8 protein-coding genes (1 of these 8 running past the window's edge) are annotated in these 25,051 nt (G+C 67.8%); all 8 read left to right on the forward strand.

Translation table 11 applies throughout. The annotated features are described in order from the left end of the window. Positions 1 to 15,573, forward strand: the final stretch of a protein-coding gene (locus KB874_RS22315) for an LEPR-XLL domain-containing protein (protein ID WP_212538785.1). 21,726 nt of this gene lie to the left of the window's left edge; the window shows 15,573 of its 37,299 coding nt (coding positions 21,727-37,299); its start codon lies off the left edge, out of view; it ends in the stop codon at positions 15,571 to 15,573. Positions 15,574 to 15,696: 123 nt separating this feature from the next. Beyond that, positions 15,697 to 17,544: a GAF domain-containing protein gene (locus KB874_RS22320; RefSeq protein WP_212538786.1), complete on the forward strand. Its 1,848-nt coding sequence runs from the start codon at positions 15,697 to 15,699 to the stop codon at positions 17,542 to 17,544. Between the two features lies 1 nt (position 17,545). Then, positions 17,546 to 19,684, forward strand: coding sequence for a peptidase M50 (locus tag KB874_RS22325; RefSeq protein WP_212538787.1), 2,139 nt, complete (start codon positions 17,546 to 17,548; stop codon positions 19,682 to 19,684). Continuing rightward, on the forward strand, positions 19,677 to 21,641 hold the full coding sequence (locus tag KB874_RS22330) for a preprotein translocase subunit SecA (protein WP_212538788.1): 1,965 nt from the start codon (positions 19,677 to 19,679) through the stop codon (positions 21,639 to 21,641). Before KB874_RS22325 ends, KB874_RS22330 begins: the two co-directional genes overlap by 8 nt. A 4-nt stretch (positions 21,642 to 21,645) precedes the next feature. Continuing rightward, on the forward strand, positions 21,646 to 22,449 hold the full coding sequence (locus KB874_RS22335; RefSeq protein WP_212538789.1) for an efflux RND transporter periplasmic adaptor subunit: 804 nt from the start codon (positions 21,646 to 21,648) through the stop codon (positions 22,447 to 22,449). Then, positions 22,439 to 23,191: a hypothetical protein gene (locus KB874_RS22340; protein WP_212538790.1), complete on the forward strand. Its 753-nt coding sequence runs from the start codon at positions 22,439 to 22,441 to the stop codon at positions 23,189 to 23,191. Before KB874_RS22335 ends, KB874_RS22340 begins: the two co-directional genes overlap by 11 nt. After that, entirely contained in the window at positions 23,188 to 24,066 is an 879-nt protein-coding gene (locus tag KB874_RS22345; protein ID WP_212538791.1) for a hypothetical protein, read from the forward strand. Before KB874_RS22340 ends, KB874_RS22345 begins: the two co-directional genes overlap by 4 nt. 27 nt (positions 24,067 to 24,093) lie before the next feature. Then, positions 24,094 to 25,038, forward strand: coding sequence for a radical SAM protein (locus KB874_RS22350; protein WP_249200750.1), 945 nt, complete (start codon positions 24,094 to 24,096; stop codon positions 25,036 to 25,038). Positions 25,039 to 25,051 lie beyond the last annotated feature (13 nt).

Here is a 25,051-nt window from a genome sequence, read left to right on the forward strand (position 1 = left end):
GATCCGCAGCCTTCGCCCTATGACGATTTCCTGGTGTCGCCCGACATCGAGATCACGCAGGAGATCAACAACCTCGACGGCACGGTGCGGATCCGGTCCGAGGGCAGCATCGTTGCCTTCGCGTCGATCAACGCCTCGCGGCTGGATATCCTGGCCAAGCAGGATTTCGTGCTGAACGCGCTGGGATCGACGCTGCATACCGGTGGCGATCCGGCGGGCCGGGCCTCGCGCTTCGGCACCGTGTCGACCCTGGCCGAGCGGGCCTTTTCGCTGACCGGCACGACCCAGTTCGCCGAGGCCCCGGTCGACCAGGTCGGCAACATCACCATTCCGGGTGTCACCACGATCGACGGTCAGCCGACCACGGCCCAGTTGAACGCGGCGCTCAACGACACCACGCGCGTCGGCCACATCATCGCCGGCAACATCGTTCAGATCACCGCCAGCCGGATCAACGTGAACGGCGTGATCCAGTCCGGCATCGCCGACCAGGAGGTGATCATCTCGCAGGCCGCCGTCACCGCGGCCAAGACCAGCGGCAGCACCGACGTGCTGATCCCGATCAATGTCGGCGTGGCACAGGAAGTCGACATCAGCGACGAGCTTGGCATCGACAGCGACCAGGCGATCCCGGGCTTCACCCAGGATTCCGCGAAGGTCATCAACGCCTATTACAACCGGCTCGAGGACCGGATCGAGATTTCGTCGGCGCGCGTCAAGGGCGGCTTCCTGTCGCTGACCGGTCAGGTCGTCTCGACCGGCAACGGAGAGCTGCGCGCCGTCGACGGCTATGGCCGGATCAAGGTCCAGAACGACTCGACCACCAGGATCCTGATCGACACGCTGGACACCGGCGGCGACATCAAGGGCGTCATCAAGATCACCGATTTCGGCCCCGATAGCACCACGGGCGAGCTGTGGACCACCACCTATGAACGGGTCGGCGCCCAGATCCAGAAAACGGTGACCCTGTTCGAGGCGCCCGGCAAGGGCAGCTTCGACCCGCAGACCGACATCACCGGCAACGCGATCACCCTGCAAGGCATCAACCTCGGCTATGCCGTGGGCGACCGGGTGATTTACCAGACGGACGACGACAGCAACCCGGTGGGCGGGCTGACGAATGACGGCGTCTATTTCATCCGCTCGGTGACGCAGACCGGCACCGATCCCTTTACCGCGACCACCACGATCACCCTCTCGGCCACCTTTGGCGGCACGGCCATCGCGCTGTCGCCCAATGCGGGCAATGACGCCAATGCCGACCTGACCGAGGTCCGCGGAACCGGTTTCACCGCCAATGACGGCAACCGCACCACGACCTACGACACGCGGTCCGACAACTTCCGCTACAACTGGACGACGGGCCAGAACCTGTCCGAGACGACGACGACCCGCTATGGCACCGCGGCCTGGCTGGGCATCGACGCCTTCGCGCGCGATCCCGATGACATCGTCAGCGGGCCGACCCGCAGGGCGGACGACGTGCGCGCGATCGAGGACGGCGCCTATTTCGAATACGATCCCGGCGGCGAGCCCTACCTGTTCGAGTTCGAGCGGATCGCCGACCAGAAGACCTTCGACTCGTCGAAGATCGACGCTGCCACGGACACGATCACGCTGAACGGAACGGGCCTTCGCCTGAATGTCGACGACCAGGTGCGCTACTTCGCCAATGGTGGCACGTCGATCAGTTTCCGGCTGAGCAATCCCTTCTTGGCCCCCGAAATCCGCATCCATTCGGTCAGCGAAAGCGACGGCAACACGCTCGTCACGCTGAAGGCCAACACGATCGGCAACCTGAAGGCGTTCACCAAGGTCACCGACCTGACGCCCACCAGCGAGACGCAGCAGCAAGGCTTGAACAAGTACGTCTTCAAGATCGAGGACGACGGCGAGACGAGCACCTGGTACGGCACGACGACCTATTACACCAAGGAAACCGAGGTCGAGAACAAGAAGAACATCTTCACCCACTCGATCAACGCCGACCGCGACATCGCGATCAAGTTCATTGGCTATGACGAAGGCGCTGACAACCAGGACTATTCCGGCACGACCCTGGCCGACACGATGCCCGGCGCCGCCGCCGGCCCGGTCGTGGCGATCAAGTCGGTTGGCGACGTCCTGCTGAAGGGCTCCATCGCGAACGAGGCGGGTTACACCCAGATCGTGACCTCTGGCCGGGTGATCCAGCTGGGCACCGGCACCGTCACCGGCAAGAGCATCGACATCCGCGCGGGTTCGGGCATCGGCGCCGATCAGGCTGTGCGCATCGACCAGACCCAGCGGAATCCGTCGGCCGCGGCCAACGGGATCGTCAACCTGGTCACCACCTCGGGCAACATCAAGGTCACCGAACTGTCGGGCGACCTGCGCTTTGACCAGATCATCTCGGGCTTCGGCTCGACCACCGAGGTGACGGCGGAACGCGCCATCGTCGGCGTCGACAGCGGCAACCTCATCAAGGGCTCGCGCATCATCCTGAACGCGCAGTCGGGCAAGGTCGGCGATTTCGACAACGATGCGGCGGTCAACATCGACAGCGGCAACGCGAACACGGATTTCGTGCGCGTCTCGGCCACGGACGATGTTAACATAACCGAGATTACCGGAGATCTGCGGCTCGAGCGGATCGATACCGCCGGCGGCGTCGATCCGGCCACGCTGGACAGCTCGCTTTATCCCACCGTCGACGATATCGGCACCGACCGGAACGTTCGCCTGCGTATCCTGGACGGTGACCTGATCGACGCCAACACCGCCGAGTCGAAGGATCCGCGCACGGCGGACCAGCTTCAGGCCGTGTTCGACCGCATCCTCGGCTCGGGCGACCTGACGAACTCGGACTCCGTGAACCGCACCATCGCGGCCTTCGAAAGCCAGCGGGTCAAGGAATACAACGCCTACTGGGAGCTGCGCCGCAGCCAGGACGAAGGCATCGGCCAGTTGCAGCATGGCGGCACCTACTTTGCCGTTGCGGATTTCATCCGTGCCGACCTGGCGGATTTCACCGCCCTGCCCGACTTTGCCTCGGCTGACGGCGCGCAGGACATCACCGCCGGGACGCGCGTGATCGTGGCCACGGGCCACAGCGCGGGCGGCTTTGTCGGCCAGGTATACGAGTTCATCGGCATCGCGGATGCCGACAGCGGCGCGATCAGCGACAGCGACGTTGGCGCGGGCCTGCGGGTGCGGGTGGCCACGGGCCACGCCACCGGCGGCACCGAGGGCGCGGTCTATGCCGCCCTCGAACGCGCCGACACCACCTCTGGCGCGGGGGCCACCCTGGCGCAGGTGGGCCTGCTGGTGCGGGTTGCCGTTAACCACGGCGCGGGCGGCGTGGGCGGAGCCCTCTACCGTCTCGGTGATTTCGCCGATTTCGGATCGGACGACGCCAGCACGCAGGACGTGACCGCAGGCGTGACCGTGCGGGTGGTGTCGGGCAGCAGCACCGGCGGCACAGACGACGGGATCTACCGCTTCATTGGCGCGGACGAGACCGGCGTCGCCTTGTCGGCCGAGGATTTCGCCGACGAGACGCGCTGGCAGGCGGTCAGCCTCGACCTTGCCGCCGCCGATTACGGCGACACCGCGCTCTGGACGCGCGAGACGGTCGACCTGTCGGCCGAGGATTTCTCCGACGCCGCGTTCTGGACCCTCATCAGCGAGACCGACGACCTGGGCAACCCGGTGGACGACGCCGATGTCGACCTCTCCGCCGAGGATTTCTCGGACGTGAACCGCTGGCGCGCGGCCAGCAGCGACAATGCGCTGGCCATCGACGCGGGCAGCGCCTTGCAGACCGGCGACGAGGTCGTGTTCAACGTCGTCTCGACGGGGCTTGACGGGACGACTCCGACCACCGCGACCACGGCGGGCACCGCGACCCTCTCCACGGGCGATGTCGTGCGCATCGTGGCCGATTTCGCCGAGACCGATGCGGCGGCGGCGCTTGTCGCCAACAGCATCGTCGAGGATGCCGACGGCCTGTTCTGGCGCTATGTCGGCGCCGACCTGGGCGGCGGCACGCTGGACCTGACGGGTATCGACTTTGCCAGCAGCGACGATTTCGATCGCGTCGCCTCGGGCGTGTATTTCGTCTTTGTCGGGGGCACCGCGGCCGGGACGGATATCGACCTGCGGGCGACGGATTACGCCGACACGCAGAACTGGATCGCCGCGACCCTCGTGGCGGACCTGTCGGCGGTCAACGCGGGCATCGGCGACCTTGTCGACGGCACCACCTACACGGTGGAGCGGATCGGCGACGCCATCCGCCTGCGCGACACCGGCACGGGCGATCTGATGGACATGGATGCGACGGGCAGCCTTGCGGCCCTCGTGCGCCTCGACATCGTGGGCTCGGATCGCGTGTTCCTGGCCGGTTCTCTGGAGGATGCGCAGGCCTTCGCGCCGGTCGTCCTGTCGCTGGAGGTGGATTCCGCCCGCGCCGCGCCGACCGAAACCGCCATCCTGCCCAGCACCATCGCGGGCGGGACGATCGCGGTCACGCCGGGCACCTTCTATGCGGGGCAGGAACTGGTCTACACCCACGCCTCCGGCGCCGCCATCGGCGGCCTGACCGAGGGCGAGGTCTATTACGCCGTGCTCAGCGGCGCGGGCGACGGCACCCTGGCGCTGGCCCAGACACGGGCCGACGCGCTGGCTGGGATCAACCTGGTCGCGCTGGACGGCACCGGCACCACCGATGGCGATGGCCATGCCTTCCAGTCGGGCAAGCCGTTGCATCGCTTGTTCGCCGATGGCACCCCGCCGGCGGATCGCGACGACGCCTCGCTGCTCGCGGCCTTCGACCCCTCCTCGGCCTTTGCGCCGCTGGATGGCGAGACGCTGACCGTGGCGGGCGGGCTGAGCACCGGCACCGCGCTGTCCTACATGCATCTCTACCATGACCCCGCCTTTGCTGCCCCGCTGGACGCGGCCGAGCGCGCCGCCTACGAGGCGTTCTACGGCACCGACCGGGTCAGCACCTTTGCCCCGGCCGCCGATCTGCTGGGCGACGTGACCGGCGAGACGCTGGATCACTCGATCTATCTCGGCGGCCACGGCTTCGAGGATGGCAGCATCGTCACCTATGACTCGGGTCTTGCCGGTGGCGTACCCGCCGTCGCGGTGGGCGGGCTGACCGATGGCGCGAGCTACGTGGTCAACGTGGTCGGCGGCAACGGCGAGCGCGTGCAGCTGATCGCCGTCGCAAACGAGACCGCCTATCTCGCGCAGCTCGCCCTGCTGGAGGATGGCAACACGTCCAACGACGAGGCCGCCCGCGCCGCGATCAACGCGCTGGCGATTGACCTCGACGGGTCGGTGGCGACCGGCGTGGCGCACAGACTGACGGGCTCGTTGAGCCAGGCGCAAATCGACGACCGCATCGCCGTGCTCGAGGCCTCGCGCGCGGTGGAATACCACGTGCTGCACGAGACCTACGGCGCGGTGGGCAACATCCAGACCGGCGCGACCTACAATGCCGACCTGTTCGATGCGGATTTCGCCTATGATGCGGGCGACCGGACCAACGCCTCGACCGACACCCTGCACGGGCCCTTCGCGGCAGGCGACGTGTCGGGCGACGCGATCGACTTCGGCGTGAACGTCTTCGTCACCGGGCGGCAGGTGCAATACACCGCCGGCGGCGGCACCGCCATCGGCGGGCTGGTCGACGGTGAATTCTACTATGTCGTGAAGGACGCCAGCGACCCGACGAAGATCAGCCTCGCGCGGAACATCGCGGGCACCGACATCGTCACGCTGGATGGCAGCGCGGGCTCCGGCACCGGCCACCGCCTGTCCGAAGGCGCGGCGCTGGGGGCTCGGGCCGAGTGGTCGCAAAGCCAGCTCGACAACACGATCTCGGCCTCGATCCTGCGGCCCAAGGCCGTGCCGGGCACGACGCTGCTCAAGGAACAGCACAACATCCTCGGCAACGACATCGAGATCTACGCCAACGGCGCCACCGCCGATATCGGCTCGCGCCGCGACGTGGTGGTGATCGCGCTGTCGGATATCGAGACGCTGAAGAACGGCGGCACGCTGCCGAACATCGAAAGCTTCGAGTGGCTGATCCTGCAACTCGCCGCCGCCGAGCCGAGCGAGATCACCTTCCTCGCCGCCGACGGCGTGACCGTGGTCGACAGCGAGGACGTGAACGCGCAGGCCGCCTTTGTCCGCATCGACCCGTCCGAGGATCTCGACCTGGCCGCCAAGGGCAACATCATCGCCCAGGCGATCAACGGAGAGCTCTTCATCGGTTCCGACAGCACGCTGGGGATGCGCCTGTTGCAGGTCTTTGCCGGCAAGGATGCGCAGATCAAGTCGGCCTATGGCGTGTTCGACGTGAACCCGAACACGACCGACCCGGCCACCGTCATCGCCGACAACCTGATCGTCGAGGGCGACCTTGGCCCGATCGGCAGCGTGACCGATCACCTTATCATCGACCTGCAGGAGGGCGGCGAACTGACCGCGCGCAGCGCGGCCAACGTCTACATCACCGAGAACACGCTGGGCAGCGAGGCCGGCGACAGCGGTAACCTGATCATCCGTGAAGTCACTGCGCGGGCCGACTTGGTCGACAACCTTGTCGTCATCACGACGACCAAGGGCGACATCCTGAAATCCGGCCTGATCTCGGACGGCGGCGCGGTGATCTTCACCAACGACCTCGTGCTGGATGCCGAGGGCGGCATCGGCTCGGGAACCCGCTTCCTAGACATCGAGTTGCAGGACAGCGCCAATGCCGATGACGCCACCCTGACGGCCACCGCCAACGACGACATCTTCATCCGCGAGGCGCTTTCGGGTGGCAATTTCGCCATCGACCGGGTGGAATCCGTCTCGGGCAATGTCACGCTGGGCGCCATCGGCGGCAACCTGGTGGATGCGGCGCGCAACGATGCGGCTGCAGACGTGATCGGCTTTGACATCACGCTGTTCGCGGGCTTCATCACCATCGACCAGATCGAGGACGGCCTGATCGGCTCGATCGGCGAGGCGCTGCAATACATCGAGATCAACACCAAGGGCGGCGTGCTGACCACGCGCAGCATGGACAGCCAGCGAATCACCGAGGTGACGGGCAACCTGCTGCTGAACACGATCAAGGTCGACGTGGTGGGCGAGACCGCCTTCATCCGGGCGCCGGACGGCTCGATCCTGGATGGCGGCGCGGTGGCGGACGCCCCGAACCTGCTGTCGGGCAAGATCTGGCTGTTCGCGCTGAACGACATCGGCGCGTCGGACAACCCGATCGAGTCGGTGGCGCAGAACCTCGAAAGCTGGTCGCGCACCGGCAGCACCTATGTCTACAACACCGGCGCGCTGGCCGTGGGCGGCGTGATCGGCAGCGGCGAAGGCGTCGACGTGCAGGCGGGCGGCCAGGAAGCGGGCGGCGATATCGTCGTGACGGCCTCGAGCCCCATCGTCATCACCGAGAATGCGACCTCTCAGGGGTCGATCTTCTACAACGCCGATGACGACGGGCTGGACGACGGCACGCTGGCGGGCTTTGCGGCCGACGACGATTTCGTGGTCGCGGACGGCATCCTGATCCAGGCCGGCGTGGCCGGTCCGGGCCAGAACCCGAACGCCAGCATCACCATCCTGTTCGGCGACGATTTCCGCCTTGGCGCAAATGCCGCGATCCTCGCGCCGGGCGTCATCACCATGTCCGGCGACAGTAACCCCGGGGGGCAGGATGCCTCCGGTTCGGCGATGTATTTCTTTGATGGCAGCCGCGTCTCCGGCGGCTCGGTCGTCGTGACCACGGGCACCGATGCCGACACGATCACCATCGCCGCCACCGCCAGCCTGACCGCGACCGGCCTGCTGCGCATCGCGATGCGCGACGGTGACGACGACCTGACGCTGGAGGAGCCCGCCTCGCTGAGCGGCGGCACCGTCGAGATCGATGGCGGCGACGGCACCAACGCGGTGCGCATCGAGGGCACCGTGAACGCGGACGGAGCGATCTCCGTCAACACGGGGGCGGGCACCGACACGCTGACCGTCACGGAAACCGCCATGGTGACCGGGGACAGCCTGTCGGTCTGGACCGGTGGCGGCGCGGATGTTCTGCTGATGCAGGGCACGGCGACCATCATCAACGGCGCCACGATCGAGATGGGCTGGGGCGCCGACCTTGCCGAATTCGACACCGGCAGCAGTCTGAGCGCGGCTTTCGTGCGCGTCGATCTCGGAGGCAGCGCGGACGTTCTGCTGATCGAGGGCGACATCACCGCCACCGCGACGCCTCTGCTGCAACCGGGCACCCCGGGCGGAGTCCGTCCGGGCGACCTGACCGACCAGCAGCGCATCGTCGTGGATGCGGGCACCCAGAATGACGCCATCACGCTGGCGCGCGGCGCCACCCTGTCTGGCGCGACTGAATTCCGGCTGGGCGCCGGTGACGACACGATTCTTGTAGACGCGCTGACCAGCCAGGCTGCGACCGACTCGATGCTGATCGACGGCATGGCCGGGTCGGACCGGGTGACGATCCAGACATCGGGCAGCCTCGCGGGCCTTGAGGCGCGCGATTATGTCATCAACGTCCTGGACAGCGGCCTGCCCGACCAGGGCGAGGATATCCTGACCATCGACGGCACCGCCGATCCGGACGTGTTCCTGATGCGGCGCATGGCCTTCAACCCGCAGTTCGACAATCCGAACCTGGCCGAATACGCGTCGGTGAACGGCGCCGGATCGGCCTTTGTCGCGCTGCTGCACGGCACCGAGGCCGCGATCCGCGCCGGCCAGCCCGCCGGAACCCCGGTCGAGCGGATCAACTACGACCGCTCGATCAACGGCCGCCTGCAACTGAACACGCGCGAGGCGAATGACGTGGTCGCCGTGGATGACAACGCCGCGATCACCACGATCGACGGCGGCGCGGGCGACGACACCTTCCAGATCGGCCAGCTTTACGGGTCGGAGCGCGATTTCAACGCGCTTGCGCCGTTTGATGTCTTCGACGAGGCAACGGTCGAGACGACGCGCGGATTCTTGTCGCGCGGCGCCTCGCTGCCGATGCTGATCCAGGGCGATATCGGCAACGACATCTTCACCATCTACTCGAACAAGTCGGCCGTCCGGCTGGAAGGCAACGATGGCGATGACGATTTCATCGTCCGGGCCTTCGCGCTGGCCGATGGCCAGTCCATCGCCGAAGGGACAGAGGTCCTGGGCGGTGCGGGCGACGACGAGGTGCAATACAACATCAATGCCCCCGTCAACATCGACGGCGGCGCCGGTTTCGACGAGGTCGTCGTCCTGGGCACCGAGCTGGACGATGCCTTCGTCATCACCAAGGACGGGATCTTTGGCGCGGGCCTCAACGTCCAGCTTTCGGGCCGCGAGGAATCGATCGAGGTCGATGGCCTGGAAGGCGACGACACGTTCTACATCCTCTCGACCCAGGCGGGCGTCGGCTACACGATCATCGGCGGCCTCGGCCACGACCTGTTCGAAGTGGCGGGCGACGTGGACGAAGAGGGCGTGGTCAGCCGCGACCTCGAGGGCCGCTCGTCGGTCGTGCTGCATGGCATCGACATCAGCAGTGCGAACCGCGACACGCGCTTTGACACGCTGTTCGTGCCGGGCATCGACCTGAACATCGCCGACCAGAACGAAGGCCAGGTGCGCATCGACACTGGCGGCAACCTGGTGGTGAACGAGGCCGACGGCGCGGCGGTCAGCTATACCGTCAGCCTTGCGGGCCTGGGCGCGCTGGCGGTGCCGGTCTATGTCACCGTCTCCGCCGGCCTGTCCGTGGTGCGCGAGCGCGAGGGCGAGGCCGACATCTTCAACGCCGCGGGCGTCACCGGGGGTAGCGTGCAGATCGCGCTGACCGACCCGGCGCTTGGCCCGGTGGAGTGGCTGGACGCGGCCACGCTGACCTTCGCCAGCGCCGGCACGACGGCGGCCCAGACCATCTGGGTGCGCGCGGCGGACGACTTGCGGTCGGAAGGCACGCGCGACGTGTCGATCAGCCATTCGGTGATCTCGGCCGATCCGGTCTATGACCAGGCCGACGTCAAGGACGTGATCGTGACGGTATTCGACGACGAACGCCCGGCCATCGTGATCGAGAAGGCCGAACTCCTGGTGCTCGAGGGCAATGCCACGACCGGCATCACCGACAGCTACCAGGTGGGCCTGTCCATCGCCCCGACCGAGACGGTCGTGGTGCAGCTGGACTTTGCCGGTGCGCAACTGGCAGTCACCAGCACCGACCCGCGCTTCGATGCCGCGACCAACACGCTGACCTTCCTCGCCGGGGACACCGGCAAGGCGACGATCAACGTGGCCGCGGTGGACGATGGCGACGACGAGAGCCCGGATGTCGAGGTGATCGAGCATTACATCCTGTCTGCGGGCGGCGACTATGTCGGCGCTGACCGCGCGGATGTGGACGTGACTGTCTACGACAACGACGCGCCCGGCGTTCTGGTGCAGGAAACCGACGGCGACACGCTGGTCGACGCCACCGATCCCACCGACACCGACACCTACACGATCCGCCTGACCTCGGCGGTCGCGGCGGGCAAGACGGTGACGGTGAACGTCGGCCCGGATGGCCAGGTGCTTGCCTCGACCAATGGCGGCACGACCTACACCGATGGCAACGGCGTGGCCAAGCTGGTCTTCACCGCGGACAACTGGTGGATCGCGCAGACCGTGACGCTCAGGGCGAACCCGGATTTCGAATACGATCCGGCGGTCCAGCCGCGCAAGATCTTCGCCCCGCAGCCGCATCTGGTGAACAAGATCCGCGGCCCGATCGAGATCATCGGCGGCGAAACCGATGCCGACCGCTCGCTCAAGGCCGCGATCAAACTTCCGGGCGAACTGGACGCACCGCTGCCCGACGTCGAAATCGCCTTTGACGAGGCGACCGGCATCGACCGCGTGAACATCTACAACGACTCGAGCAACAGCAACGAGACGGTCACCGTCACCGCGACCAACGTGATGTTCGCCGGCATGAACGAGGCGCTGGAATTCGAGGAACTGCAATCGGATGGCACCACCTCGACCGTGCGTTTCGACGCCGGGATCACCTATGGCGACATCGAGATCCTCGAGATCCTGAACGGCCGCGGCAACGACACGATCACCGTGGAAAGCACCCTGATCCCGACCGCGGACTCGACCCATGGCGGCATCACCGTGATCCATGGCGGCGGTGGTGGCGACACGATTACCATCAGGGGGGGCGGCGGCGACGCCTCGCCGCTGGTGGTGTTCGGCGATACCTCGTCGGATGGGGTGCGCTACTCGGCGGCGTCGGATGCGCCCAACGGCAACGGCGTGGCCTTTGCCAACCCGGGCAATGACAGCATCGACGCCAGCCTTTCGACGGCGGGCGTGGTCATCGACGGCGGCGAGGGTGACGACACGATCATCGGCAGCCAAGGCGACGACCAACTGGCCGGCCGCGAAGGCAACGACCTGATCCGAGCCGAGAACGGCAACGACCTGGTCTACGGCGACGGCGGCTTCGACATCGACCCGGGCAGCTCCCTGCACGAGGAACTCGACCCCGAAACCGTGGCCTTTGCCGATGACACCCGCCTGCGGACGCTGACCGCGACCACCGGGCGCGAGACGCGCGGCCAGGACACGATCTTTGGCGGCCAGGGCAACGACATCATCCTCGGCGATGATGGCGTGATCGAACTGCTTCCCGAAACCGTGCGCCTGATCGACCCGCACCTGGTGCAGCGCATCTTCACCGTGAACGAGACCGAGGGCGGCGCCGACGTCATCACCGACGCGGTCACCGATCCGCTGGGCCCGGTCGAGCACAACATCATCTTCGCCGGTCAGAACTGGGTCGTTACCGAAGACGGAGACACCGTCGGCAACGACATCGTCACCACCGCCGCGGCGCGCGACACCGTCTTCGGCGATCACGGGATGATCGACTACAACGGGATCGACGGGAACATCGCCTTTGCCGACCGGATCGTCTCGACTGGATCCGGCCTCGGCGGCGCCGACATCATCACGACCGGTATAGAGGCCGACCTCGTGGTCGGCGGCGCGGGCGGCGACACGATCGACGCCGGCCAGGACGGTGCGGACACGCATGACGACCGCGTGTTCGGCGACAGCGGCAAACTGGTGTTCAACCGCAACGGGCTGCTGACGCTGGCACGCAGCATCGCCAGCGGGATCGGCGGGGCGGATCACATCAACACGGGCGGCGGCAAGGACTTCGTCTTTGGCGGTGCTGCGGGGGACATTATCGACACCGGTGCCGAAGACTATGACGACCGGGTCATCGGTGACGAGGGCCTGGCCCAGTTCACCAACCTCGGGGCCCTCACCCGGCTGCAATCGACGGACCCAGGCATCGGCGGCAGCGACACGATCTTCTCGGGCCGTGGCTCTGACATCGTGATCGGCGGCGCAGGCGCCGACCTGATCGACGCGGGCACCGATGGTGCAGGCGATATCGGCGACGACGCGGTGCTGGGCGACAGCGGCCGCTTCGTCTTCACCTCGGTCGGCGTGCTGACCAGTATCAGCACCTTTGCCCCCGGTGTCGGCGGGGCCGACACGATCACCACGGGTGGCGGCGACGACACCATCTTCGGCGGGGCTCGTGGCGATCTGATCGACGCAGGCGCGGGCGATTTCGGCGACGTGGTGATGGGCGACTCCGGCACGGCCACCTACACGGCCGCAGGCGTCCTGACCGAGTTGGTCTCGACAGCCGAGAGCATCGGCGGGGCCGACACGATCTTCACCGGCGACGGCGACGATATTGTGATGGGCGGCGCCGTTGGCGACCGGATCGACGCGGGCACCGACGCGGGTGGCGACGTGGGCGAGGACATCGTCCTGGGCGACAGCGGCCAGATCACCTGGACCACGGCCGGCGTCATCACCTTCATGCAGACGACGGCCCCCGCGATCGGCGGAACCGACGTCATCACCACGGGCGGCGGGCGCGACAAGGTCCATGGCGGCGCCGCGGGCGACCTCATCGACCTCGGCACGGGGTCGGACATGGCGCATGGCGACAATGGCCAGACGACCTTCCTGCTGGGGGCCGAATACCGGATCGAGACGACCGACAACGCCATCGGCGGCGCCGACACGATCTATGGCCGCGCAGGCGACGACCTGATCATCGGCGGCACAGGTGCCGACCGGATCGACGGCGGATCCGAGCGTGACCTCATCATCGGCGACAACGCGGACCTGACGCGCGATTTCGGCGACATCACCAGCCCGCGCTTCACCACGCTGACCGGCACGACGATTTACGACATCTCGGGCCTGGCGCCGGGGATCGCGGGCGAGGTGATGGTCACGGGCGATGCCTATGGCGATCCGACCGGAACGCCGGACTGGGCCGATTTCGACATCACGCTTGAGGATCACGACTTTGCCACCGAGGCGACGCGCCTCGACCTCTACGGCGCGGACTACATCGCCGGCGGCACCCAAGACGACCAGATCTTCGGCCAGCTGGGCGACGACACGATCCAGGGCGACGGCCGCATCCAGGACCTGTTCCTGCCGGGCGACGTGCTGCGCGACGTGGGCTTTGCCCGCAACCTCGACAGCACGATCGACACGACGGTCTTTAACGCCTCCTTCTCGACCGAAGGGGATGGCGACGACTACATCGAGGGCAATGGCGGCCGCGACCTGATCTTCGGCAACCTCGGCCAGGACGACATCATCGGAGGCTCGTCGAACCTGTTCAGCCTGACCGACCGCCTGCGCCGACCCGATGGCGAGGACGTTCTGTTCGGCGGATCGGGCGACCTGATCGACCGGAACACCTACGGCCTTGCCGGGGTGACGGACGAAGGCGCCCTGCCCTCGACCATCCATGCCCGCGACGCCGACGCGATCCTGGGCGACAACGGCACCATCTATCGCCTGGTGGGCGTCAACGGTGTCAGCGGCGGCGAATACCTGACCTTCGCCTATGACAGCTATGACGCGACGCTGCGGATCGTGCCGCGCGCGATGGAGCTGCTGGACTACACCGCCGGCGGGGCCGAGGTGGACGCGGCCTCGGCTGCGCTCGACATCGGCGGCGCGGACGAGATCCACGGCGAAAGCGGCGATGACAGCATCTACGCGATGCTGGGCGCCGACGTGGTCTATGGCGAGGCGCAGGACGACGACATCATGGGCGGCACCGGTCATGACTGGATCTCGGGCGGGACCGGCATCGACGGCATCCTGGGCGACGATGGCCGCCTGTTCACCGCGCGCAACGGCACGGCAGAGATGCTGCACGGCCTGCAACCGCGGATCGAGGAGTTCATCCAGGCCCCGGGCGGCTCGCAGCAGGCGACGATCAACGTCGCGGGCGAGCTGACAAAGTATGCTCACCTGACGCCCTTCGACCCGGACCAGGACCGCGCCGACGTGACCGACATGGCCTCGTCCAGCCCCGAGAACCACGACGACGTGATCTTCGGCGGCCTGGGCAACGACTTCCTGCATGGCGGGGCGGGCGACGATGCGATCTCGGGGGCGGAATCGCTGCCGCTGACCGCGTCGGACAATGGCACCATCGTCACGCTGGGCGGCTATGACCGGCCGTTCAACCCTGGCAACCTGCTTGGCTTCGGCACGAGAGACCCCGAAGAGATGCATCTCTACGACGAGAACAACCCGATGGTGAAGATCCTGGTGAACGGGCAGGAATTCCTGCTGAACTTCGCCGCGCAGGACGTGAACGCGCCGGTCGATCCGCGCTCTATCATCGATGTGGACCCGTCGATCGTCACCTGGACCGATGGCGACGACCGCATCTTTGGCGGGCTGGGTGACGACTGGCTGGTGGGTGGCACGGGCCGCGACCACATCTATGGCGGCTATGGCAACGACCTGATCAATGCCGACGACAACCTCGGGACCAATGGCGGGCTCAACGACGAGCCCGACCCGGATTGGGGTTACGAGGACCGCGTCTATGGCGGCGCGGGCCGCGACGTTATGATTGCCAACACCGGCGGCGATCGTCTGATCGACTGGTCGGGAGAGTTCAACTCGTATCTCGTGCCCTTCTCGCCCTTCGGCATGCCGACGGTCTCGCGCCAGGTCAGCCCGGGCCTTCAGCAATACCTGCTGGACCTGTCCGAGGCGGACGGCGCCGACTACACCCGCGCCGCGGATGCCGGCACCGATCCGGTCCGCAACGGCGAGCCCATGGGCGAGATCGGCATGGTGTTGCAGTCGGATGCGGATTGGGGTGACCAGCATGGCGGCCCGGACGATCCGCAGCCCGGCAACACGAAGGCGCGCCGCGACGTTCGGGTCAGCTCGGACCCGGATATCAGCGTGGGCGGCAGCGCCATCGAGGCGACCCCGGTCGACTACTCGCTGCCGGGCGCGGCACCCGGGGCCCTGGCGACCACCGTCTTCCTCGACGAAACCAGCGGCACGCTGGTCTCCGAGGACAGCCTCGGTTCTGGCGACCAGACCCTGGTGCAGGTCGATGCCGATGTCTGGGTCGTGATTGACCCGGTGGTGACGGTCGACACCGGAAACAAAGGCAAGTCGAAGGCCGCGTGATGCGGCCTCGGCATCACTGCTGTTGACGCAAGGCCCTTTGCGGGCGACAAAAAAGGGCAGGGGTCTGGTGCCCCTGCCCTTTTGCCTGCGCTGGAGCGCGCGGCCTGATTTCAGGACCATCGCATGAGCAGCACCGTCAGCCAGGAAGAGCCGGAGACGCCCTCCGACGTGGCTCTCTTGCGACCGGCCCTCTGGCAACGGCTGCTGAATTCCACCACCACCGCCGAGTTGGCCGAGGCCTGGCTCAACCTTCAGATCCAGCAGATCGACGGGGCCGATGGCGGCATCGTCCTGTTGCGCCGCGACAGCGGCTTTGCGCCCCTGGCGCTGTCGGCCGCGACCGAGGCCCAGGTCGAGCCCCTGCGCCGCGCCGCCGAAGAAGCCGCGCAGCGGCAGGCCGGCCTGGTGAAGGGCCGCAGCGACCGGTTCCTGGCCTATCCCGTGGCGCTGGACGGCGAGCCGGTAGGCGCCGTGGCGGTCCATGTCGGCAACGCCACGGACGAACAGGTTCGCCTGCGGCTGCGGCACCTGCAATGGGGCATCGGCTGGCTGCGCGACCGGCTGCGCGCCGAGGCCTTGCTGCGCAACGCCAACCGGCTGGAACAGACGCAGACCGCGCTGGCGCTCCAGGCGACGGCGCTGGTGGCCGAGGGGTTCAGCGCCGCCTGCCGCGCCGTGGCGACGGACCTCGCCCGCCGTCTCGACGCCGAGCGCGTGGCCATCGGCATCCGCCGGCTGGGCCGCTCGCGGGTTCAGGCGATCTCGCACAGCGCGGGGTTCGGGAAAAAGACCTCGCTGGTGCGGGCGCTGGCGGGTGCCATGGACGAGGCGCTGGACCAGAACAGCGCCATCCTGGTGCCCGCGCCGTCCGACGGCCCGGCGCTGGCCGCCCGCGCCCATGGCGAGTTGCAGAAGATTTCCGGCGCGCCCTACGTGCTGACCGTGCCGCTGATCGCCGAGGACCGCCTCTATGGCGCCGTCACCGTCGAACGCGGCGAGGCCACCCCCCTGACCCAGCGCGAGCTTGACCTGCTGGACGGCGCACTGGCATTGCTGGGTCCGGTGCTGCGGATCAAGCAGCTGGAGGACCGCTGGCTGATCCGCAAGGGCGCCGATGCGCTGGCCGCCCACGCGCTGCGCCTGTTCGGCCCCGGCCACTGGAAGCGCAAGCTCGCCCTCGCGGGGGCGGCGGCGGCGGGCGTCTTCTTCTGGTTTGCCTACGCGCCCTACACCGTGCCCGCCGACGCGCGGCTGGAAGGGTCGGTGCAACGCGCGGTCGTGGCGCAGCTCGACGGCTATATCCGCGAGGCGCCCTTCAGCGCCGGCGACCTGGTGGCCGAAGGCGATTTGATGGTGGCCTTCGACGACCGCGAACTGGTGCTGGAACGCCTGCGCTGGACGACAGAGCGCCAGCGCCAGCAGATCGAATACGAACGCGCCCTCGCCGAACGCGACCGCGCCGCCGCACAGGTGGCGCAGACCCAGATGGCGCAGTCGGATGCGCAGATCCGGCTGGTCGACGAAAGCATCGCGCGCAGCAGCCTGCATGCGCCCTTTGCGGGCATCGTCGTGTCGGGCGACCTGTCGCAGCGCATCGGATCCTCGGCCAATCGCGGCGAGGTGCTGTTCGAGGTCGCCCCCGAGAACGATTACCGCGTCGTCCTGATGATCGAGGAACGCCGCATCGACGAGGTGCATGTGGGCCAGTCCGGCTCGCTGGTGCTGACCGCCCTGCCCGAAGACGTGTTCGCCATCGCCGTGACCAAGATCACGCCCATCGCCATGCCGGTCGATGGCCGGAACGCCTTCCGCGTCGAGGCCAGCCTGGCGCAGGACGCCCCCGCCCTGCGCCCCGGCATGGAGGGCGTCGCCAAGATCGGCATCGACGAGGAACGGCTGATCTGGATCTGGACCCGCCCGATGATCGACTGGGCGCGCATCGCGCTCTGGCGCTGGATGCCGGGGCTCTAGGATGGACCCGTCCTTCCTTTCGCCGACCTGGTATCGCGTGGCCGACCTTCAGCCGCGGCTGAAAAGCCATGCCCAGATCCACCGGATGAAATACCGCGGCCAGACCTGGCACGTGTTGCAGGACCACCAGAGCGGCCAGTTCTTCCGCGTCTCGCCCGCCGCCAACCTGATGATCTGCCTGATGGACGGGCGGCGCAGCGTGAACTGGCTCTGGCTGCATGCCTGCGAGACCTATCCCGACGATCCGCCCACCCAGGACGAAACGATCCGCCTTCTGGCGCTGCTGCACCAGGCCGACCTGATGCACACCGATCTCGACCCCGACCTTGGCGAACTCGAACGCCGCTCGCAGCGCAACGAGACGCGGGCCATCATGTCGCGGCTGCGCAACCCGCTGGCTCTGCGCTTTCCGCTGTTCGACCCCGACAAGTTCCTGGACGCGACATTCCCGCTGCTGCGCTGGCTGTTCACGCCGTTCGGGATGCTGCTGTGGCTGTGCCTGGTCGGCAGCGGCGCGACGCTGGCGGTGATGAATGCCGACGTGCTGACCGCCGACCTGGCCGACCGGATCCTTGCGACGCAGAACCTGCTGCTGCTGGCGCTGACCTATCCGGCGGTCAAGGCCGTGCACGAACTGGGCCACGGCTATGCCACCAAGGCGGCGGGCGGCGAGGTGCATGAGATGGGGATCATGTTCCTGGTCCTGATGCCCATCCCCTATGTCGACGCCAGCGCGGCATCGGCCTTTGCCTCGAAATGGCAGCGGATGCTGGTGGGCTCGGCCGGGATCCTGGTGGAACTGGCGCTAGCCTCGGGGGCGATGATCTTCTGGCTTTATGCCGAACCGGGGATTGCCCGCGCCGTGGCCTTCAACGTCATGCTGATCGGCGGCGTCTCGACCCTGCTGTTCAACGGCAACCCGCTGCTGCGCTTCGACGGCTACTACGTGTTTTCCGACCTGCTTGAGATCCCCAACCTCGGGCCGCGCTCGAACAAGTACCTGGGCTACCTGGTGCAAAGCCGCCTTTTCGGCCTGCGCAGCGCCCAGACCCCGGTGACGCAGCGCGGAGAGCGGGGCTGGTTCGCCTTCTACGCCATCGCCTCCTTCGTCTACCGGATCGGGATCACGATCACGATCGCCCTGTTCATCGCGTCCAAGTTCTTCATCGTCGGCATCCTGCTGGCGCTGATGGCGCTGGCCAACATGTTCGTCTGGCCGGTGCTCAAGGGGCTGAAATTCGTGCTGACGAACAAGGCGCTGAAGGAACGCCGCGGGCGCGCCATCGCCTGGACGGTCGTTCTGGCGGCGCTGCCGATCGGTTTCGTCACCGCCGTGCCGCTGCCCTATGCGACGGTGGTGCAGGGCGTCGTCCTGCCGCCGCAGGTCGCGGTGGTGCGGACCGAGGCCGAGGGGTTCCTCACCGCTATCGCCGAAGACCGCGACCTGCGCGCAACCCAGCCGCTCGTCGCGCTCAGCGACCCGATGCTTGGCACGCAAGAGGCGATCCTGACCGCCCAACTGGACGAGATGCGCCAGAGGCTGGGCGCGGCCGTGGTGCTGGACCAGGTGGCGGCGCAGGCGCTGCGCGCGCAGATCGCGCACCTCGAAGGGGCGCTGGCGCTGGAACGGCGGCGCGTGGCGACGCTGGATGTCGTCGCGCCGCGCGACGGTGTCTTCCTGACCAACATCGCCGACCGGCACATCGGCCGGCTGGTGCCCAAGGGCAGCGAGGTCGGCTACTTGGTGCAGCCGGGCGAACTGGTGGTGCGCGCCGTGGTGCCGCAGACGCGCATCGACCTTGTCCGCCAGCGGCCCGGCGCCGTGGCGCTGCGTTACGGCAGCGCTCCGGCCGCGCTGCACCATGCCCGCCCGCTGCGCGAGGCCACCGAAAGCCGCGAATTGCCGCATCCCGCGCTGTCCGCCGCCGGGGGTGGCACGCTGCAGATCGACCCGACCGATCCCGACCGCCGCCGCCTGCTGCTGCCCGCCTTTCAGATCGACCTGGCGGTGATCGACCCGCCCAAGGGCCAGCGCATCGGCGAAACCGTATGGGTCCGCTTCGACCACGGGACGGAACCGCTGGCGCGGCGCTTTTACCGGGCCGTGCGGCAGGTCTTCCTGAGCCAGTTCGATGTCTGACACCACGCTTCGCCTGCCCCGGCCCAGCCTCTACCCGGAACGCCGGGTGCCGCGCGAGACGCCGATGGATTTCCGCGCCCGCAGCCTGCTGTCGCTGGCCGCGCCGCTGGGCGGCAGCCGCACCCGCGCGCTGCGCCGCATCGTGCGGCTGACCAACGCGGCCGCCCTGCCCCCGACCGTCACCGACGACGCGCTGCGCACGCGGGCCGCCGACCTGTCGCTGCGCCTGCGCGCCGGCCCGTGGCCGCCCGCCCCGGCGCTGGTCGCCGAAAGCTTTGCCCTTGTGCGCGAGGCCTCTGCCCGCGTGACGGGCATGCGCCATTTCGACGTGCAGGTGATGGGCGCCGCGGCGCTGGTGCGCGGCATGGTGGCCGAGATGCAGACCGGCGAGGGCAAGACCCTGACCGCCACGCTGGCCGCGATCACCGCTGGGCTGGCGGGCGTTCCGGTGCACCTTGTGACCTCGAACGACTATCTCGCCGCCCGCGACGCCGAGGAGATGGGGCCGCTGTATCGCTTCTTCGGCCTGACCGTCGGCGCGGTGGTCGAGGGCGTGAAACCCGAGGAACGCCGCCGCGCCTATGCCGCCGACATCACCTATTGCTGCAACAAGGAAGCGGCCTTCGACTATCTCAAGGACCGCATCCACCTGCGCGAACGGGCCGACAACCTGCACCTGCGGGTGGAATCGCTGGTCACCGACCGGCCCCGCCTGCCGCTGCTGCTGCATCGCGGCCTGCCCTTCGCCATCGTCGACGAGGCCGACAGCGTGCTGATCGACGAGGCTCGGATCCCGCTCATCATCTCGCGCAGCGTGCCGCCCTCGCCCGAGGCCGAGGAAACCTATCGCCGCGCGCTGCACCTGGCGCAGGGCATGCAGGAGGGGCGGCATTTCAAACACCAGAAGGCGCTGAACCGCGTCGACCTGACCGAGGACGGGCGCAGCGACCTGGCCGAGGCAGTCAGGGACTGGGACGGCAGCTGGCGCGTGCCGGTGATCCGCGAGGACCTGGTGCGCAAGGCGCTGACCGCACTGCTGACGCTGCATCGGGGCGAGGATTACCTGGTCCGCGAGGACAAGATCGAAATCGTCGACGAATACACCGGCCGCCGCATGCCCGACCGCTCCTGGAGCGAGGGGTTACACCAGTTCGTCGAGCTGAAGGAGGGCGTGCCGCTGTCTTCGGCGCGCGAGACGCTGGCGCGGATGACCTATCAACGCTTCTTCCGCCGCTATCGCTGGCTGTCGGGGATGACCGGCACCGCCCGCAGCGTCACCGCCGAGTTGCAGGCAACCTATGGGCTGAAGGTGGCGACGATCCCGACCAACCGCACGCCGCAACGGCGCATCCGCCCGGCCCGCATCTTTGCCGATGCCGCGGCGCGCTGGCAGGCCGTGGCGCAGCGCGCCGCCGAGATCCACGCCACCGGCGCGCCGATCCTGATCGGCACACGCTCGGTCGAGGCGTCGGAACGCGCGGCGGACGCGATGCGCGCGCTTGGGCTGGGGTTCACCGTGCTGAACGCCGAACAGGACGCCGAAGAGGCCTCGATCATCGCGCGGGCGGGCCAGATGGGTGCGATCACGGTGGCCACGAACATGGCCGGCCGTGGCACCGACATCAAGCTGGGAGAGGGCGTGGCCGCCATGGGCGGGCTGCACGTGCTGATGACCGAACGCCATGACAGCGCCCGCATCGACCGCCAGCTTGCGGGGCGCTGCGCGCGGCAGGGCCAGCCGGGACAGGTCGAGACCTTGCTCTCGATGCAGGACGACCTGCTGACGCAGCTTTCCACGTGGTCGCCCGCGAAACTGGCGCGGCTGGGCGGGCGGGCGCGCTTCTTCGATGCCGCGCAGCGTGCCATCGAACGGCGCCACGCCGCCATGCGGCGCGAGCTGATGCGCGTTGACAGCCAGATGGGCGATATGCTCGCCTTTACCGGAACACAGGAGTAGCGCCATGAAATCCCTGCCCCCTGCCCTTTTGCTGGCCTGGCTGGCCGGGGCGCCGATGGCCGCGACCTACGATTGCGTGATGGACCCTGCCGTGGTGGTCGAGGTCGGCGCGCCGGTGACGGGCCTGCTGGACGCGGTGCTGGTCAGTCGCGGGCAGGTGGTGGCGCAGGGCGACGTGATCGCCCGGCTGAAATCCGACATCGACGAGGTCTCGATCCGGCTGATCCGCATGCAGGCGGACAACCGTGACGAGGTGGCGATGCACCAGGCGCGGCTGGACCTGGCGCTGAAACGGCAGGCCCGGCTGACCCAGCTGTCGGAACGCGGTGTCGCCACGCAGGAACAGCTGGACGAGGCCGACGCCGCCGTCGACGTGGCGGGGCGCGAGCTGGGGATCGCCCGGACCCGCGTCCAGCTGATGGCGGTCGAGCTGGAACAGGCCGAGGCGCTGCGCGCGCAAAAGGAGATCCGCAGCCCGATCGACGGGATCGTGGTGGAACGCAACCTGGCGGGAGGCGAGTTCATGACGCAGGAATCCCACATCGCCACCATCGCCCAGCTGGACCCGCTGCATGTCGAGGCCTTCCTGCCGGTGTCCATGTATCCCGCCCTGTCGCTGGACCAGGTGATCGAGGTCAGCCCCGGCGCGCCGATCGGCGGCGTCTATCCGGCGCGGATCACCGCCATCGACCGGGTGTTCGACGCGGCCTCGGGCACGTTCGGCATCCGCCTTGCGCTGCCCAATCCGGGCTCTGTCCTGCCCGCCGGGCATCGCTGCACGCTGGAGATTCCTGGCGATGGCGGCTGAAGCGCCGCAGATCGGCGAAGACGTCTTTGGCGTCGGGCGCGACGTGTTCGCCGAACGCTCGGTCAAGCTGACGCCGCAGGGCGTGCAGGCGGACCGGGTGCTGTATGGTATCCGCAGCAAGGATGCACCGGGCCTTCGCGGCCAGGTCATGACATTGGCGCGGCGGCTGTTGCTGCCCCGCGTCGCCCTGGACGAGATCGAACTGCGCTTCGGCGAGGCGTTTATGGTCCATGCCGGGCAGGAAGGGCGCGACGAGGCCGCTGTATGCAAATTGTATCTCGAATTCGCCACGCCGCCGGCCGACCTGCCCGGCCTGCGTTTCATCGCCTGGAAGGCGGCGCAGGGCCGCGTCGTGCGCTCGACCTATACCCGAATCCCCGCGCAACGGCCCGAGGCGTTCGCAGCCGTCTTCGGCCCCCTGCCGCCGCCGGTCGCGCAGGCGCTGGACGGGCTGGTTCGGCTGGCCGCGTCCCGCCTGGACCCGGCGAACCTGGTCCTGCTGCGGTTAGAGGAGCCGGGCACGCCCCGCGCCTCTCTCGACCTCAACCTCTACGATGCCGGGCTGACGCTGGGCATGGCGCAGCCCCTGCTCGCTCCGGCGCTGGCCCTGTTCGGGCAGGCGGGCGTTCCCGGCTTTGGCACCGCCGCGCGGCTGGGCCACTTGTCGGCGGGCATCGGGCGGGACGGCGCGCCCTTCCTGACCATCTATGCCGACGCGACGCTGAAAAGAGCCGTCGCATGAGCGCCCCTGCCCTGCCCGATCTCGCCATCCCGTCGCAGCCGGGCGATACCTATGCCGATTTCTGCCTGTGGGAGTATGAAGCCTTTGCCGACCCCGCCGGGCGCTGGCGCAGCGAGACGATCCTGCTCTACTCCTTCGCCCTCGAAGGGGTCGAGGCCGAGGGCCGCGCGCTGCTCGACTCGATGAAACGCGCCTTTGGCCCGTTCCGCACCGTCTGGGGGATCAAGGAATTCGACGGCCGCACCAGCTGGGAGTTCTATTTCTACGATTACGGCCGCATCGCGCGCGACCGCTCTGCCTCGGCTTTGCTCAAGGCATTGGCGCCGTTGCATCCCTGCGCCCTGACCCCGCCCGAGGACCGGCCCTATTTCATGTTCTCCATCGCCTTCGACGCAGGGCAGTTGCGCCGCCGCGCGCCGATCGGGGAAATCGACTTCTACATCGGCAATCCGGGCAGCACCGTGTCCTCGGGCATCTGCTATGTGCAGGACGAAACCGGGCTGCGGATGAAGAACGTCTACTTCTTCTTCGACACCGCGACCCAGCGCGAGGAGGCCATGCGCAAGCTGACCACCTCGGCGCACTACGCCGAAGCGCAGGTCTGGCCCGCCGAACTGGCCTGGCCCGAGATGATGCGCTGCAAGACCGTGGTCGTCGCCAACAAGGCGCGCAACGATGCGCTCTATTTCTCGCGCGTGGATACGGCACAACTGCTGTGGTTCCTGGCCCGGACCGGGTTCCGCGCCGACCTGCGCGAGGCCATCGCCCGGAATGCCGCGCGTTTCGAACATCTGTGTTTCGATACCGGGTACGATTTTGTTCTGAGCCAAGGTCAACCCCGCGTTGCCAAAGCGAGTTTCTATGGCTACGCTTGATCTTATGTTCATTTTCGGCATCCCTTGATGGCGCTGTTCGATCACAGCCGATATGTCTCGCTGTCGATGGAATTTCGCTGCAATCTGCGCTGTGTCCATTGCATGATCGAGGGCACGATGGACCGGCTGAAGCCGGAGTCCACCGCCGACTTTCGCCGCATCCTCGCGCGTAACGCGCGCAGCCGCGAATGGGACGGGTTGATCCTGACCGGGGCCGAGATCACGCTGAACCCGAACCTGCCCGCCATGGCGCGCGCCGCCCGGGATGCCGGGTTCCGCCATGTGCGGATCCAGACCCACGGCATGAGCCTGGACCGGCCCGAGACCGTGCAGACGCTGGTCGAGGCCGGGGTCGACGAATACTTCGTCTCGGTCACCGGGCCGGATGCCGAAAGCCATGACGCGATCACCGGGGTGCCCCGCGCCTTTGACCGGATGATGCACGGGCTCGACCTGCTGGACGCTTTCGAGGGCGTGACGATCCTGACCAACACGGTTGTCACCACGCGCAGTTTCGACCGGCTGGCCGAGGTGGTGGACCGGCTGTCGCACCTGCGGCGGCTGCGCCAGATGGAATTCTGGGTCTACCTGCCGATGGCCGAGGAGGACGACAAGAACCTCGTCGCCCGGCATACCGACGTGCTGCCTCACCTGCGCGTCGCCGCGAGCCGTGCGCAGGCCCTTGGCCGCGCCGTCGAAATCAAGAACTTTCCGCCCTGCCTGCTGGGCGACCTCGCGCATCTCGTGCTGAACGAACAGCCCGAACTGCATATCGACCCGGCCTTCTGGCCAGAATTCATGCGCAACGGTTTCTACCAATGCGTGCATCGCGACCGCTGCGCGGCAACCGACTGCCTTGGCCTGTCGACCGCGTATATCGGAAAGTTCGGCTGGGAAGCCGCGCGCCTGTCGCCGATGCAATACGATCCGCGCCATCGCCGCGATGCCGCCAGACAGATCCTGTGCAACTGAAAGACGAGACCCG

This window comes from Thetidibacter halocola (assembly GCF_018224955.1).
In the GTDB taxonomy this organism is placed as follows: domain Bacteria; phylum Pseudomonadota; class Alphaproteobacteria; order Rhodobacterales; family Rhodobacteraceae; genus Thetidibacter; species Thetidibacter halocola.